Raw genomic sequence first — 14,427 nt, forward strand, 5'->3', positions numbered from 1 at the left:
ATCATTGCGGAGCCGGCGTGCGCAGGTCGAGGGTCAGCGGAAACTCCGCGCTCGGTTCCGGCCGGGGCATCGCGACCTGGCCCGGGGTATGGCCGTGCGGCTGGAACCGGGCGAGGCGCCGCCCCTCCGCCTCGTAGGCGTTGACCGGGTGGGTCTCGTAGTTGCGCCCGCCCGGATGGGCGACGTGGTAGCGACAGCCGCCGAGCGAGCGCCCGCTCCAGGCATCGAGGATGTCGAAGGTCAGCGGTGCGTGCGCCGGGATCGTCGGGTGCAGCGAGGAGGCCGGCTGCCACGCCTTGAAGCGCAGGCCCGCCACGGCTTCGCCGCCGCGGCCGGTGGAGGTCATGGGCAGGCGACGGCCGTTGCAGGCAATGACGTGCCGCTCGGGCACGAAGCCCTCGACCTTGACCTGCAGCCGCTCGACCGAGCTGTCGACGAAGCGCACGGTGCCCCCGCTTGTCCCTTCCTCGCCCATCACGTGCCAGGGCTCCAGCGCCTGGCGCAGTTCCATCCGGACGCCGCCATGCTCCACCGCGCCGAAGACCGGGAACCGGAACAGGGCCTGCGCCTCGAAGGCGACGGGATCGAAAGCGTACCCTGCCGCCCGCAGATCCTCCAGCACCCCGAGGAAGTCGGACCAGAGGAAATGCGGGAGCATGAAGCGATCGTGGAGGTTCGTGCCCCAGCGGACACAACTCCCGGTCTGCGGCTCGCGCCAAAGCCACGCCACGAGGGCGCGGAGCAGGAGCTGCTGCGCGAGGCTCATCCGCGCGTCCGGCGGCATCTCGAAGGCGCGGAATTCCAGGAGGCCGAGGCGGCCGGTCGGCCCGTCCGGCGAGTAGAGCTTGTCGATGCAGATCTCGGACCGGTGGGTGTTGCCGGAGACGTCCACCAGGATGTTACGGAACACCCGGTCGACCAGCCAGCGCGGGATGTTGGGCGCGTCGGGGGCCGGGATCTGCGCCAGCGCGATCTCCAGCTCGTAGAGCCCGTCATGGCGGGCCTCGTCCATGCGCGGGGCCTGGCTGGTCGGGCCGATATACAGGCCCGAGAACAGGTAGGAGAGGGCAGGGTGGCGCTGCCAATAGAGCACGAGGCTCTTGAGCAGGTCGGGCCGGCGCAGGAATGGCGAATCGTCCGGCGTGACGCCGCCCATGACCACGTGGTTGCCGCCGCCGGTGCCGGTGTGGCGCCCGTCGACCATGAACTTCTCGGCGCCGAGCCGGGTCTGGCGGGCCTCGGCGTAGAGGTCGGTGGTGATGTCGACCGCCTCCCGCCAGGAGGCGGCCGGGTGGACGTTGACCTCGATCACACCTGGGTCGGGCGTTACCTTGATCATGCCGATCCGTGGGTCGTAGGGCGGCTCGTAGCCCTCGATCTGGATCGGCAGGTTCAGCCCGGCGGCGACCGCTTCGAGATGGCCGGCGAGTTCGAGGTATTCGTCGACGCGCTGCACCGGCGGCATGAACACCCGCACCACCCCGTCCCGGGGCTCGATCGACACCGCCGTGCGCACGGCCACGCCCGTGATGCCCGAGCCGTTGACGGTCGTCTCGCCGGGATGCCCGTCGGGCAGCGCGGCGCGGGGCTCCAGGGGATCCTGCGGCTGGTAGTAGGGATAATGCTCCGGTGGCACGTAGGGCAGGGACGACAGGGGCAGGCGGAAGCCCAACGGCGAGTCCCCCGGCACCAGGAAGGTGGCACCGCGGCGGAACTCCCATGTCTCCGAGATCCAGACCCGATCGGCATCGCCGTCCTTGCCGGTGGGCAGGCTGGCCAGCGGCAGGACGTAGCCCGCGGCCTCCCCGAGACCCCGCGCGTAGACCCGCTTGATCCGCGCATCGAACTCCACCGAGCCGGACTTGGCGTCGGCCGGCGTGACGTTGACCGGCAGCGCTGCGACCTTCTTCTCCCAGAGCTCAACGTCCTCGAAGGCCGGGAAGACGTAGTCGGACAGGCCGAGGCGACGGGCCAGCGCGTCGGCGAGCGCCTTGGCCTGCGCGATGGTGGCCGTTCCCTCCTCCCCGGGGGCAACTTCCGGAGCGATCAGGTCCGGGTTGCGCCAGATCGGTTTGCCATCCTTGCGCCAGTAGAGCCCGAAGGCCCAGCGGGGCAGGCTCTCGCCGGGATACCACTTGCCCTGGCCGTAATGGAGCAGCCCGCCGGGGCCGAACCGGTCGCGCAGGCGCCGGATCAGTTCGTCGGCGCGGCCGCGCTTGGTCGGGCCGACCGCGGCGATGTTCCATTCGGGGGCTTCGAAATCGTCCACCGACACGAAGGTCGGCTCGCCGCCCATGGTGAGCCGCACGTCCTGCTTCGCGAGGTCGGCATCGACCCGCTCGCCCAGCGCGTCCATGGACGTCCAGATCGCCTCCGAGAACGGCTTGGTGATCCGCGGCGTCTCGGCGACGCGGGTGATGCTCATCGCGAAGTCGAAGGTGGTCTGGGCCGGCTCCATCGCCCCCGAGATCGGCGCGGCCGAATGGTAGTGCGGCGTCGCGGCCAGCGGGATGTGGCCCTCGCCGGTGAGCAGACCCGAGGTCGCGTCCATGCCGACCCAGCCGGCGCCCGGCAGGTAGACCTCGGCCCAGGCGTGCAGGTCGGTGAAATCCGCCGAGGCTCCCGTGGGGCCATCGACCGCAGTGGTGTCGGGCACGAGCTGGATCAGGTAGCCGGAGACGAACCGGGCGGCGAAACCGATCCGGCGCAGCACCTGCACGAGCAGCCATGCGGAATCGCGGCACGACCCGCTCTTGAGCCGCAACGTCTCGGCGGGGGTCTGGACCCCGGGCTCCATGCGGACGCCGTAGGCGGTCTCCCCGGCGATCTGGGCGTTCAGCGCCACCAGGAACTGGACTGTGTTGGGCTCTTCGGGCAGCCGGCCCAGCAGCGCCTCCATCTCGGGGCACTCGGCGTCGACCGGCAGGCGATAGGGCGCCAGCTCCTCCGCGAGATCGGCGTCATACGCGAAGGGATGGGTCTGGGCGTAGTCCTCCACGAAGAAGTCGAACGGGTTGATCACCGCCATGTCGGCGGTGAGATCGACCTCGATCTTCAACTCGTCGGTCTTCTCCGGGAAGACGAGCCGGGCGAGCCAGTTGCCGCTCGGATCCTGCTGCCAGTTCAGGAAGTGGTTGGCGGGCGTCACCGTCAGCGCGTAGGCCGGGACCTTGGTCCGCGCGTGCGGCGCCGGGCGCAGGCGGATCACCTGAGGCCCGAGGCTGATCGGCCGGTCGTAGCGGTAATGCGTGACGTGGTGCAGGGCGGCTTTAATCGACACGATGGCTCCGTCGAAAGGATCGAACGCGGTTCTCGATGCCGGTCCCTGGCGCCGGACCCAACCGCGCAGTTATGCGATACACACCCACCGACAAGCAATTTCCGTGCGGCGGCCCGGCTGTCTGGCAGGAACTTTGCCCCGCAGCCCCGCTTGATCGGCAGGTGGGCCGGATGCCGGCCCGGGACGGCCCGATGAAGATTTTCCAGTGCCAGGCGTGCGACCAGCCGGTCACCTTCGAGGCGACCGGCTGCGAGAGCTGCGCCCGGCGCCTCGGCTATGTGTGCGCAGTTCACGAGATCTCGGCCCTGGAGCCGCAGGGGCTCTCAGGTCATCCTTTGATGGGCGGCGCGCGGGTGTTCCACGCCTACGCGGATCCGGGCCGACGCTATCGCCTGTGCAACAACGCCCTGTCGGAGGCCTGCAACTGGCTGGTGCCGGAGGACTGCACCGACATCTTCTGCACCGCCTGCCGCCACAACCGGGTTGTGCCGGACCTGTCGCAGCCCTGGAACCTGACCCGCTGGCGTCCGATCGAGGCCGCCAAGCACCGGCTGTTCTACTCGCTGCTCCGTCTGGAATTGCCGCTCGCCACCCGCGCTCAGTACACGGACGGGCTGGCCTTCGACTTCCTGGTCGATCCCGCCGAGAGCTTTTCCGGCGGGCCGCCGGTGCTGACGGGCCATATCAACGGCCTGATCACCATGAACATCGCCGAGGCCGACGACGTCGAGCGGGAGCGCCGCCGGATCCTGTTCGGCGAGCATTACCGCACCCTGCTCGGCCATTTCCGGCACGAGATCGGACATTATTTCTGGTATCTGCTGGTGCTGAACGGCCCCGCCTGGGAGCCCTTCCGGGCGCTGTTCGGTGACGAGCGCCGCAACTACGTCCAAGCCCTGCAGGATCATTACGCGAAGGGGGCGCCGGCCGACTGGGACGAATCCTACGTCTCGGCCTACGCCACGGCCCACCCGTGGGAGGATTTCGCCGAGACCTTCGCGCATTACCTGCACATCGTCGACACGCTCGAGACCGCATCGACCTTCGAGTTGCACGTGCGCCCGCGCCTGCGCCATAGGTCCGCGTCGCCGACGGTCATCGACTTCGACCCCTACAATACCTTGGACCTCGACCGGCTGATCGCGGCGTGGCTGCCGCTGACCTACGCGATCAATTCGCTGTCCCACAGCATGGGCCAGTCGGCGCTCTACCCGTTCAAGTTGACGCCCACAGTGATTGCGAAGCTCGCCTTCGTGCACGAGCGGATCTACGCCTCCCGCACCGGCACCCTGCCGGATGCCGGCGAGGCCGGGGCCGAGATGCTGCGCGCGGTGATCATGGGCCTGCGCCAGAAGGTAGCGTCGGCGACGGGGTGAGGGCCCGGCGGCCGGTCACGGCCGGGGACGCGGCAATGGTTTCAGCGTGATGAACCGGGCCGTCCGCGACGGGTCGCCCTCATCGGTCTGCCAAACGGTCCGAACCTGCGGGTCCATTCCGATCAGCGCCGCGAGAGGCCTTTCGAAATAGAGCTTAACGGCCTGGTGGCCGGTAAGGACGCGTTTGAAATGCGCCCGGCAACAGTGCGAGAGCAACGCATCCCGAACATCGTCCGGGTTACGGGGCGTAAGGCCGAACACCGCCAGGAAGCGGCCTTTCGCGGCTTCGTCCTTGTGATAGGGTTGAGAAGGTAATCCGCGATTTCGGCGGGAGCGATATGAAAGCGGGACAGCCAATCCGCTTCGCTCGTAGTCACCTGACCGCCCGTTCAACGAGGCGCACCGCAGCGGCATCGATCGTGGCCAGCGTGTCGAAGGGCTCCGTGAACTCGACCTCGAACGCCGCACCGTCTGTGTAGACAGCTACCACCGTACCGGTCGCGCCGGCCGGCACCGTCAGGTCGTCGTCACCCGTCACAGGCAGTAGAACCCGCACGCGATCGAGTTCGCGAACCGGCTCAGTCCACTCAGCCCCGGCGGGCGGCACGTGCCTGTCCGGACGCTGGACACTCATGGCGCACACGATAGCCCTCTCCCCCGAACGCAACGCGGATCCGCGCCCGTCACGCCCCCCCGTGCCGCGCCGCGAAGGCACGGAACGCCTCGAGCGTCTCGGCGCTGACGTGATGCTCGATCCCCTCGGCGTCCCGCCGGGCAGTCTCGGGGCTCACCCCCAGCGCGCAGAGGAAACGCTCGACGATGCGGTGGCGCTCCCGGGCTTGGGCAGCCAGCCGACGGCCGGCCTCGGTCAGGAACACGCCGCGATAGGGCCGCTGCTGGACGAGCCCGTCCTCGCATAGGCGCTTGAGCATCTTGGCGACGGTGGGCTGCGCCACGCCGAGGCGCGCCGCGATGTCCACCTGCCGTGCCTCGCCGCCATCGCCGATCAGATCGTCGATCAGCTCGACGTAATCCTCGACCAACTCGGAACGCCGGGCCTCGCGGGCCTGGCGAAAGCTCTCCACGTGCCGCTCGGGATCGACCAGAACGGTCTCGGGCGGGCCCTGCTCGGACGGTTCCTGCATCGGCTCTCCCTCTCGGCACGCACGCGCCGCCCCGCCCCTGTCTAGCAAGAACCGCCCGCGGGAGGGGAGTCCCACAGAGTCCCCATTTAGGGCTTGAATCCGGCGCGCTCAGCCCTGAATATAGCCAACGCTATATTTTTGAGGAGAAGGTGAGCATGGCGTCACCGAACGCCGCGACGACCCCCGGAAGCGCCGCGCCCGGGGCGATGAGCCGGCGGACCGAGGGCGCGATCCGCGACGTCCTCGACGGGCGTCGGAGCGGCCGGGGCCGGTTTCTGCTGTTCGTGGGGCCCGCCGTGACGGCGTCGATCGCCTACATGGACCCCGGAAACTTCGCCACCAACATCCAGGCCGGTGCTCGCTACGGCTACGGCCTGCTCTGGGTGGTGCTGCTCGCCAACCTCACCGCGATGCTGTTCCAGGCGCTCTCGGCCAAGCTCGGGATCGTCACGGGAAAAAACCTCGCCGAGCATTGCCGGGACGCGACGACCCGCCCGGTGCGCCTCGCCCTGTGGGGCATCAGTGAGGTCGCCGCCATGGCGACCGACCTCGCGGAGTTCCTCGGCGGCGCCATCGGCCTGTCGCTGCTCACCGGCATGCCGCTCATGGCCGGCATGGTGGTCACGGCGGTCATCACCTATGCGATCCTGCTCTTGGAGCACGAGGGTTTCCGGCCCCTGGAGATCGCCATCGGCGTGATGGTCGGCACGATCGGCCTCTGCTACGCGGTCGAGCTGCTGGTCGCGCCGGTGGCCTGGGGGGAGGCCGCCAAGGGCCTCGTCACCCCAAGAATTCCGGACGCGGAGGCGCTCACCATCGCGGTCGGGATCATCGGCGCCACCGTGATGCCGCACGCGCTGTTCCTGCATTCGGGCCTGACCCAGGGGCGGGGCAATCCCCGCAGCGAGGCCGACCGGCGCCTGCTGGTGCGCTACTCGAACCGCGAGGTGGTGGTGGCCCTGATGCTGGCGGGCCTCGTCAACATCGCGATGGTAATCATGGCGGCGGCGGCCTTCCATCTCGGCCACAGCGAGATCGCAGAGATCGGCGAGGCCTACCGGACCCTGACGCCGCTGCTGGGCCCCGCCGCGGGGGCGGCCTTCCTGGTGTCGCTGCTGGCCTCCGGCATCTCCTCGTCGGTGGTCGGGACGCTCGCCGGGCAGATGGTGATGCAGGGCTTCACCGGCTGGCGGATCCCGCTCCTCGTCCGCCGGCTCGCGACCATGCTGCCGGCCTTCGTGGTCGTGGCGATCGGCGTCGATCCGACCCGGGCGCTGGTCCTGTCGCAGGTGGTGCTGTCGCTGGCCCTGCCGGTACCAATGGTGGCGCTGGTGGTGTTCACCCGGCGCCGGAGCGTGATGGGGCCCTTTGCCAACGGGCCGCTCACCCAGGCGGCCGCCATGGCGGGGGCTGCGGTGGTGCTGGCACTCAACATGGTGCTGCTGGCGGCGGCGTTCGGGGTGCCGGTGCCGGGATTGGGGTGAGAGCCCGCAGCGCGGTTGTCGTGCCCACGCCTTCGCGTCACCGGACGCAGATCGATCGTTGGCTCAAGCCGCAGCCCACAGGTTGGCTGTGCAGAGATGTCGAAAATCCCACACAGCTCACATGACGCGTTGTCGGTAAGCGAAGCCGACGCGTAGCATGAGCCTCGTGAGAGACCTATGTCTATGCTATGGGGATGGCGTCATGCGCACGGGCAAATTCAAGATCAGCTATCCGGCAGCTGCACAGCTCGCGTTGCTGCCCCAGGCCGAGAAGGCAGCCCTGAAGCGCCTGTTCGCAAGTGATGAGATCGAGCAGCCGGAAACGACGAAGCCGATCAGCGATGGTCGTTTCGTATCCCGGCTCGGAAACAAGCGTGTGCTGTGGCGTCGGCAATCCTCGGATAACGCGCCGGAGATCCTCTCGATCGTCGATCATTCGTTTGCTCAAGCCTGAATGAGCAGTTTTGAAAGAATCAAATTCGATCTGAGGCACGCCGACACCGAATTGGCATCGTTCAAGGCATGGCTCGCTGCGGTGAATTTCGTTGGCGAGACGGTTATTGTTTCTGAAATCAAGAAGCGGCGACACATGGCCTGCCTTTTAGCTTCGACGTTAGGTCTGCCAGCGCCTGATATGATCAAGTTCGAACTCGCGCTCAAAGGAATGTTTCGCACCGACTTGGTGCTTGGTAACGATGGTCAACGCCGGTTCGGGCTCATCGAATTCGAGGATGCGGAAGCAACGAGCATCTTCAAGAAAGGCACCCCTCAATATCGTTTCTGGTCGCCGCGGATCGAGCATGGATTCAGCCAGATCCTCGATTGGGCTTGGGTACGATCCGATCATCCAAACGATTCGGTTCTGCTCGGCGGCTTTGGTGGCCCGATCACCACGAATGCTTATGCCGTCATTTGCGGTCGCGACGCGAGCTTGGCCGACGACGTGGAACGTAAAAGGTTCAAGCATCGTCGCGATCACCTTAAGGTGGAAGGCCAACCAGCTTTGGTGCTGACGTACGACGAGATGGTGCGCAGCATGGAGGATAATCTCTCAGTCGCGAAAACCTGGACTTGACGATGGAGCATGAACGGACCTCGATCCGATCGGAGCTCCTTCACGCGTCTTTACGAAGAGAAGATCTTTTCGCCCCCACCGCCCTCCCTCACATCGCCCGCACCACCACCTCCACGAGGTTGGCGCCCCCCGACCGGATCCCGGCCTCGATCGCCGGGGCGATATCGGCGGCGGCCGTCACCCGCCGCGCCGGAACCCCCATCGAGGCGGCGAGTGCCGGAAAATCGATCCGTGGGTCGGTGAGGTCCATGGCGATGAAGCGGTTGGCGCGCACCGAGGCGTAGTGTGCCTGGCCCTTCATGAAGGTCTTGAGGATGTTGTACTCGGCGTTGTTGATCACCACGAAGGTGACCGGCAGCTTTTCGTGCGCGGCCGTCCACAGGGCCTGAGGCGAGTATAGCGCGGCGCCGTCGCCGACCACGCAGACCACCGGGGCGCGGTCGAGGCCCAGGGAGAAGCCGACCGCGGCCGGCATGCCCCAGCCGAGCACGCCGCCGCGCATCGCCGCGTACTGATGGGCCGAGGGGCTATCGAGGAAGGTGCGCAGGTGGGTCAGGGTCGCGGGGGCCTCGTCCACGATGGTGGTCTCGGCCCCGACCGCGCGGGCCACCTCCCGGGCGGCCACCAGCGGCGCGATCACCGGATCCGCGAAGGCCGCATCCGCGGCGGCGGCGAGCTTCGCCCGGCGCTCGGCCCGGGCGGTCACGGCCCGGTCGCGCAGGTCCGCGAAAATCGCGGACCGGTCGGCGAGGCGGGGCTCGAGCAGCGGCAGCAGTGCCTCCAGCGAGGCGCGGATGTCGCCCACCGTCGACAGGCCGGTGGCGTAGGTGCGCCCGAGGTCACGGACATCCGCGGAGAGCTGAAACACCTGCACCCCCGGTGGCACCGCCGAGACCTCCGAGTAGAGCACGGTGATCAGCGACTTGCCGCCGAGCGCGAACACCGCGTCGTAGCGCCCGAGGATCTCCGCGATGGCGTCCGCCCGGGTCGGCAGGTTGCCGGCCCAGAGCGGGTGCGCAGTGGGGAAGGGGATGTGGGCCGGCCAGGACGAACCGTAGACCGGCGCCGCCAGGAGATCGGCCAGCGCCACCATCTGCGCCGAGGCGTCCGAGGCGTCGATCTCGTCGCCCGCGATTAGGGCGAGGCGGCCCGGCGCGATCGCGGCGAGTTCCTCCGCCAGCCGGTCCAGGGAGCCCGCCACCGCCCGCTGGTCGATGGTCGAGGTCTCGCCCGCGGGAACCGTGCTCATCGCCTCCATTACGTCCATGGGCAGGGACAGGAAGACCGGGCCGGAGGGGGCAGCCCCCGCATCGTGGAAGGCGCGGCGCAGCAGGATCGGGATCTGGTCCGGACTCGTCACTTCGCGCGCCCATTTCATCACCGGGTCGGCGATGGCCACGAGGTCGCCCATCAGGAGCGGATCGGTCAGCGCGTGGCGCAGGTCCTGCTGCCCGGCGGTGACCACCAGCGGCGTGCCTGAGACCTGGGAATTGACCAGCCCGCCCATGGCGTGGCCGAGGCCGCCCGCCGTGTGCAGGTTGAGGAAGGCGGGGCGCCGCGCGCCCTGCGCGTAGCCGTCCGCCATGGCGACTGCGGTCGCTTCCTGCAGGGCCAGAATGTAGGTGATGTCGGGCGCCTCGGTGAGCGCGTCGATCAGCGGCAATTCCGTGGTACCGGGATTGCCGAAGATGTAGCGCACCCCCTCCGAGCGCAGCACCTCCACCAGGAGGTCGGCGCCCCGGCGGCGGCCCGCTGCCTCGACGGTCTCGATCGTCATGCCTGGCCCCCGGTGGAATTGGCCTGGAGGCTAGACGATGGATACCCCAGGGCAAGCCCCGGCGGCCTCCTGGCGCCGGACGGGCCTGCGCCGAGGCTCGTCGAGCGGATCGATGCGCGGCTCTTCGTCGGCTTGCGCCTCCTTTGGTCGCATGGTGCAACGATTCACGAACCCGTGATCCCGGGTCTTCCCGGGGTCGCAAGGTTCCGCCGGTCGATGCGGCCCGTTGGAAGGACACCATGGACCAGCGGACACCGCCCGATCTGAGCCGCGACGCCGAGGCCGCGGCGCGCGCGATCGCCCTGTCGGCGGCGCGGCGTGCCGCGGGCCAGGATCGCGACGACGGGTTCCCGCACGCGGATGTCGCCGACCTCGCCCGCCTGGGCCTGCTCGCCGCGCCGGTCCCGGCGGCTCTGGGCGGGGCGGGCCTCGGCGCGGAGCCGGGCGCCGGGGCGCTGGCCGAGGTGCTGCGCCTCGTCGGTTCCGGCAGCCTGGCGCTCGGACGGCTCTACGAGGGTCACGTCAACGCCCTCCAGCTCATCGGCCAATACGGCACAGCCGGTCAGCGCGCGCGCCTGTTCGCCGATGCCCGCGCGGGCCACCTGTTCGGCGTCTGGAACACCGAGCTGGCCGGGGCGGGCCTCGTCTTGGAGGCCGACGAGGATGGCCTGCGCCTGAGCGGCGCGAAATCCTTCGCCTCGGGCGCGGGCTTCGTGACCCGCGCCCTGGTCACGGCGCCCTGTCCGCGCGGGGGCGGGACCCTGATGCTGGTGGTGCCGCTGGAGCCCGGCACCCGAGCCGACCGCTCGGCATGGCGGGCGCAGGGCATGCGGGCCTCGGCCACCGGAACCCTCGATTTCGGCGCGATCGCCCTCCGGGACGACGCCATCCTCGGAAACCCGGACGACTATTTCCGCCAGCCGGCCTTCTCAGGGGGCGCGTGGCGGTTCCTGGCGGTGCAGCTCGGCGGCATCGAGGCCGTGTTCGACGCGTGGCGGGCCCATCTCGTGCGCCTCGGGCGCGGGGCCGATCCCCATCAGCTCGCGCGGCTGGGCGAGGGCGCCATCGCGGTCGAGGGGGCGCGGCACTGGGTGGCGCGGGCGGCGGCCCTGGCCACCGGCGGGACCCTGCCGGCCGCACGCGTCGTCGCCTTCGTCAACCTCGCCCGGCTCGCGGTGGAGAAGGCCGGGCTCGACGTGCTGCAGCTCGCCCAGCGCTCCGTCGGCCTGCCGGGCTTCCTGCACGGGCATCCCCTGGAGCAGCTCTCCCGCGACCTCGCCACCTACCTGCGCCAGCCGGGGCCCGACCGGGCGCTCACCGGGGCGGCGGCGGAGATCCTGGCGGCCGGGGAGGGGGTGGCCGACCTGTGGGATGGGGGCGCCCCGTGAGCCGGATCTCCCGAGCGGGGGCGGTCCGCGGCCGTCCCGAACCCGCGCGGGCCGTCTGGCGCGACACGCCGCAGCGCTACGGCCGCGTCAGCCGCGCCTTCCACTGGCTGATGGCGGCCCTGTTCGCATGGCAGTTCGCGGGGGCGCTGCTCTATGTCGGCCTCGGCGACAAGGCGGTGACGCGCCTCGTCGGCGGGAGCCACTTCACCCTGGGGGCGACGTTGTTCGCGCTCGCGCTGCTGCGCGGCGCCTGGGGCCTCGCCAACCTCCCGCGCCGCCCGCCGCATCGGGGTCGCCTGGGGCGCGCCGCGGTGGCGGGGCATGCCGTGATCTACGCCCTGATGATCGTCGTGCCGGGCCTTGCGCTGCTGCGCCAGTACGGATCGGGCAAGCCGTTTACGCCTTACGGCATCCCGCTCATGCCGGGCCGGGACGACAAAATCGCCTGGATGGTCGCTCCGGGCGACCTGCTGCATCACTGGCTGGCCTTCCTCCTGCTGGCGATCCTGGTCGGCCACGTCGCCATGGCGGTGCTGCACCGCGCCCTCTGGAGGGACGACGTGCTGGCGCGGATGGCCGGTCGCTCCTGAGGAGGCTGCCGTCCGGCAGTCCCGGGATTGGCGACGCACTTGCATCGCATCGTCCGTCAACCCGGGTTGTCGAGGAGGCGGACGATGCGTTCGGTCTTGGCTGTGATGCTGGCGACGTTCGCACCGGCCGCGGTTCAGGCTGCCTGCGTGCCGGTGCCGATGCCTGAGACCTCAACCGAGCTTCGAAGCTCCTTCGGCATACGGATGCAGCAGCTCGGAGCCGGAGACTGGAGCTTCGCGATCGAGACGCCGCGCGGGACGATGTATCACTCCCGTTCGACCCTGGTTCGGTTCTTCACCAAGGAGGCGGGCGACCGGATCGAGGAAGCCGGCCTTCTTCTGCCCCCCGAGGGCACGACGGCCGACGCGGCCCGGATGGAGGCCGCGGCGACCTTCCTCGGCGCGCACATCTCCGGATCGTCCGAAAGCAACCTGCAGTCCCGCGTCACCCGCGCGATCGCCGTCACGCGCAGGGATGGAACCGGCCAGGCCGTGCGTGAGGACGACACCGTGCTGATGTTCTCCAGTCCCGAGCCGGGCGCCGTCGCGCTGGTCGCCGGCCGCATGCGCTGCCGGTGAGGCCGATTCGACGACGTGCCCCGCGCAACCGGGCGGGCCTCCGATCGGCGCGGGGCTGGCCGGAACCGCCGCGTATCCGGCATGCGGACCGGTTCTCGGCGCCCCGGTGCACCCCGCCCTCGCCCGTGCACCCGCCTGCCCCTACGCGGCCTTGGCGGGCAGCTGGAACAGGTCGATGAAGGATTGCGCCAGTGCGGCATCCCCCGCGAAGGCGAGCGTGCCGCCCGCGCCGTCCCGGTCCAGGGGCGCCTTGCCGTAGATCGTGCGGCGCAGTGCCATCGTATCACCCGTGAAGGCAAGGTCGGGCGCCTCCACGACGCCGCGGCTCACGTGGATCTCGCCATCGCGCACAGCCGCGACGAAATCCTCGCCGGGAAAGTGGAAGGCGACCGACACCGGCAACGCCACGGCCGACGCGCGCTCGACCAGGGCCTGGAGCGACATCATCGCGGAGGCGGCCGACATGAACAGGCTCGGATCATGCCGGGGCGAGCGCGCGGCCCAGCGGCCCAAGGCGCGCATCAGCGGTGCGGCCTCGTGGCCCCACGCGGTCAGATCGTAGACCTGCACGTTGGCCGGGGACGGCAGGCGGTAATGTCGGACGATGCCCACGGCCTCCAGGCTGTCCAGACGCTGCGTCAGGACGTTGGCACTGATGCCCGGGAGGTTCATCCGGATCTCGCCGAAGCGCCGGGGGCCGAAGACCAGCTCGCGCATGATCAGCAGCGACCAGCGCTCGCCGATGAACTCCAGGGCCAGCGCGGTACCGCAGGCATCGTCGTAACGACGCCCGCGCGGCCTGGATTCCGCGGTAGTTATTTTTTCTGACTGCATGGTTGCTTTCTATAACCGCTCCTGGCAGCTTGAGCAAAACGGGGCCGGGCGGCGTGCCGCGAAGCGGCCGACGCGCCGAGTGTCACGGAGGAGCGCCCGATGCCACCTGCCGAGGGGACGCCCATCTGGTTCGAGCTGAACGCCAGCGACCAGGACGCCGCGCAGGCTTTCTACGCGGCGGTCGCCGGCTGGCAGGTCCTGCCGTCGCCGATGCCCGAGCATGGCGGCTACCGGATCGCACACGCCGACGGGACGCCCGTGGCCGGGATCCGGCGGTCGATGCCCGAGGCGCCCGGCCTTCCCGGCTGGGCGGTCTACCTCGCGACCCGCGACGTCGATGCCCTGGCTTCCCGCGTCGTCGAGCTCGGCGGCCGGATCCCGTTCGGACCGATCGACATCCCCCATGTCGGTCGCTTCGCGATGGTGTGCGATCCGCAGGGCGTGGTCTTCGCCGTGATGAACGCGGCGCGCCCCGGCGAGAGCCGCGCCTTCGGACCCGTCCCGCTCGGGACGGAGCGGACCCTGGGGCAGGGCGTGTGGATCGAGCTGGCGACGCCGGATCCGGAGGCGGCCCTGGCGTTCTACGGAACGCTGTTCGGCTGGGACGAGCTCGGGGCGATGCCGATGGGCGCGATGGGCGCGTACACCTTCATCGGCCGGGGCGATCTCAGACCCGGCGCGGTGATGTCGAGCGCGGCCACCGGCGCGCCGGCGCGGTGGAACTGGTACGTCCACGTGGCCGACATCGACGCCGCGGTCGCGACGGTGCGGGCGCGCGGCGGCACGGTGCTGCAGGGCCCCGATCCCATCCCCGGCGGCAGCTACTCGGCCAACATCGCCGATCCGGCGGGCAACCGGATCGGCCTCGCCGGTCCGCGTCAGGCGGCGTGACGGGAGAT

At 69.8% G+C, this 14,427-nt stretch carries 13 protein-coding genes; 8 read left to right on the forward strand and 5 right to left on the reverse strand.

Annotation, left to right across the window (positions count from 1 at the left end; genetic code table 11):
* Position 1 precedes the first annotated feature (1 nt).
* On the reverse strand, positions 2-3,280 hold the full coding sequence (locus tag MKK63_RS02030) for a DUF2126 domain-containing protein (RefSeq protein WP_243998224.1): 3,279 nt from the start codon (positions 3,278-3,280) through the stop codon (positions 2-4).
* A gap of 191 nt (positions 3,281-3,471) precedes the next feature.
* Between MKK63_RS02030 and MKK63_RS02035 the strand changes: the two genes are divergently transcribed.
* Positions 3,472-4,656 carry a putative zinc-binding metallopeptidase gene (locus MKK63_RS02035; RefSeq protein WP_243998225.1) on the forward strand — a complete coding sequence of 395 codons (1,185 nt, stop codon included), beginning with the start codon at positions 3,472-3,474 and terminating at the stop codon, positions 4,654-4,656.
* A 373-nt stretch (positions 4,657-5,029) separates the two neighbouring features.
* Here the strand turns inward: MKK63_RS02035 and MKK63_RS02040 are convergent, their stop codons facing one another.
* Positions 5,030-5,290, reverse strand: coding sequence for a DUF4926 domain-containing protein (locus tag MKK63_RS02040; RefSeq protein ID WP_243998273.1), 261 nt, complete (start codon positions 5,288-5,290; stop codon positions 5,030-5,032).
* Positions 5,291-5,339: 49 nt separating this feature from the next.
* Positions 5,340-5,801 carry a manganese-binding transcriptional regulator MntR gene (gene mntR, locus MKK63_RS02045; RefSeq protein WP_243998227.1) on the reverse strand — a complete coding sequence of 154 codons (462 nt, stop codon included), beginning with the start codon at positions 5,799-5,801 and terminating at the stop codon, positions 5,340-5,342.
* A 155-nt stretch (positions 5,802-5,956) separates the two neighbouring features.
* Here mntR and MKK63_RS02050 point away from each other — a divergent pair, with 155 nt between their 5' ends.
* The 3 genes from MKK63_RS02050 to MKK63_RS02060 all read left to right on the forward strand — a co-directional run bounded on the left by MKK63_RS02050 (position 5,957) and on the right by MKK63_RS02060 (position 8,360).
* Positions 5,957-7,285: an Nramp family divalent metal transporter gene (locus MKK63_RS02050; RefSeq protein ID WP_243998229.1), complete on the forward strand. Its 1,329-nt coding sequence runs from the start codon at positions 5,957-5,959 to the stop codon at positions 7,283-7,285.
* A gap of 202 nt (positions 7,286-7,487) precedes the next feature.
* Positions 7,488-7,739: a hypothetical protein gene (locus tag MKK63_RS02055; protein WP_243998232.1), complete on the forward strand. Its 252-nt coding sequence runs from the start codon at positions 7,488-7,490 to the stop codon at positions 7,737-7,739.
* The gene (locus MKK63_RS02060) at positions 7,740-8,360 is read left to right on the forward strand and encodes a Shedu anti-phage system protein SduA domain-containing protein (RefSeq protein ID WP_243998234.1); all 621 of its coding nucleotides are present in this window, start codon (positions 7,740-7,742) and stop codon (positions 8,358-8,360) included. It begins immediately after the preceding gene.
* A gap of 88 nt (positions 8,361-8,448) precedes the next feature.
* Here the strand turns inward: MKK63_RS02060 and MKK63_RS02065 are convergent, their stop codons facing one another.
* Positions 8,449-10,137, reverse strand: coding sequence for a thiamine pyrophosphate-binding protein (locus tag MKK63_RS02065; RefSeq protein ID WP_243998236.1), 1,689 nt, complete (start codon positions 10,135-10,137; stop codon positions 8,449-8,451).
* 239 nt (positions 10,138-10,376) lie between these two features.
* On the opposite strand from MKK63_RS02065, the gene MKK63_RS02070 reads away from it, so the two are divergent.
* From MKK63_RS02070 to MKK63_RS02080, 3 genes are all read left to right on the forward strand, one after another.
* Positions 10,377-11,525 carry an acyl-CoA dehydrogenase family protein gene (locus MKK63_RS02070; RefSeq protein ID WP_243998238.1) on the forward strand — a complete coding sequence of 383 codons (1,149 nt, stop codon included), beginning with the start codon at positions 10,377-10,379 and terminating at the stop codon, positions 11,523-11,525.
* Positions 11,522-12,115, forward strand: coding sequence for a cytochrome b (locus MKK63_RS02075; protein WP_409564464.1), 594 nt, complete (start codon positions 11,522-11,524; stop codon positions 12,113-12,115). The genes MKK63_RS02070 and MKK63_RS02075 overlap by 4 nt, the downstream gene beginning before the upstream one ends.
* 84 nt (positions 12,116-12,199) lie before the next feature.
* Positions 12,200-12,694: a hypothetical protein gene (locus MKK63_RS02080; RefSeq protein WP_243998240.1), complete on the forward strand. Its 495-nt coding sequence runs from the start codon at positions 12,200-12,202 to the stop codon at positions 12,692-12,694.
* A 141-nt stretch (positions 12,695-12,835) separates the two neighbouring features.
* On the opposite strand, the gene MKK63_RS02085 is transcribed toward MKK63_RS02080, so the two are convergent.
* Positions 12,836-13,528, reverse strand: a complete 693-nt coding sequence (locus MKK63_RS02085) for a winged helix-turn-helix transcriptional regulator (protein WP_243998241.1) — start codon at positions 13,526-13,528, stop codon at positions 12,836-12,838.
* 99 nt (positions 13,529-13,627) lie between these two features.
* Here MKK63_RS02085 and MKK63_RS02090 point away from each other — a divergent pair, with 99 nt between their 5' ends.
* On the forward strand, positions 13,628-14,419 hold the full coding sequence (locus MKK63_RS02090) for a VOC family protein (protein WP_243998244.1): 792 nt from the start codon (positions 13,628-13,630) through the stop codon (positions 14,417-14,419).
* Positions 14,420-14,427 lie beyond the last annotated feature (8 nt).

The organism is Methylobacterium sp. J-088 (assembly GCF_022829295.1).
GTDB lineage: Bacteria > Pseudomonadota > Alphaproteobacteria > Rhizobiales > Beijerinckiaceae > Methylobacterium.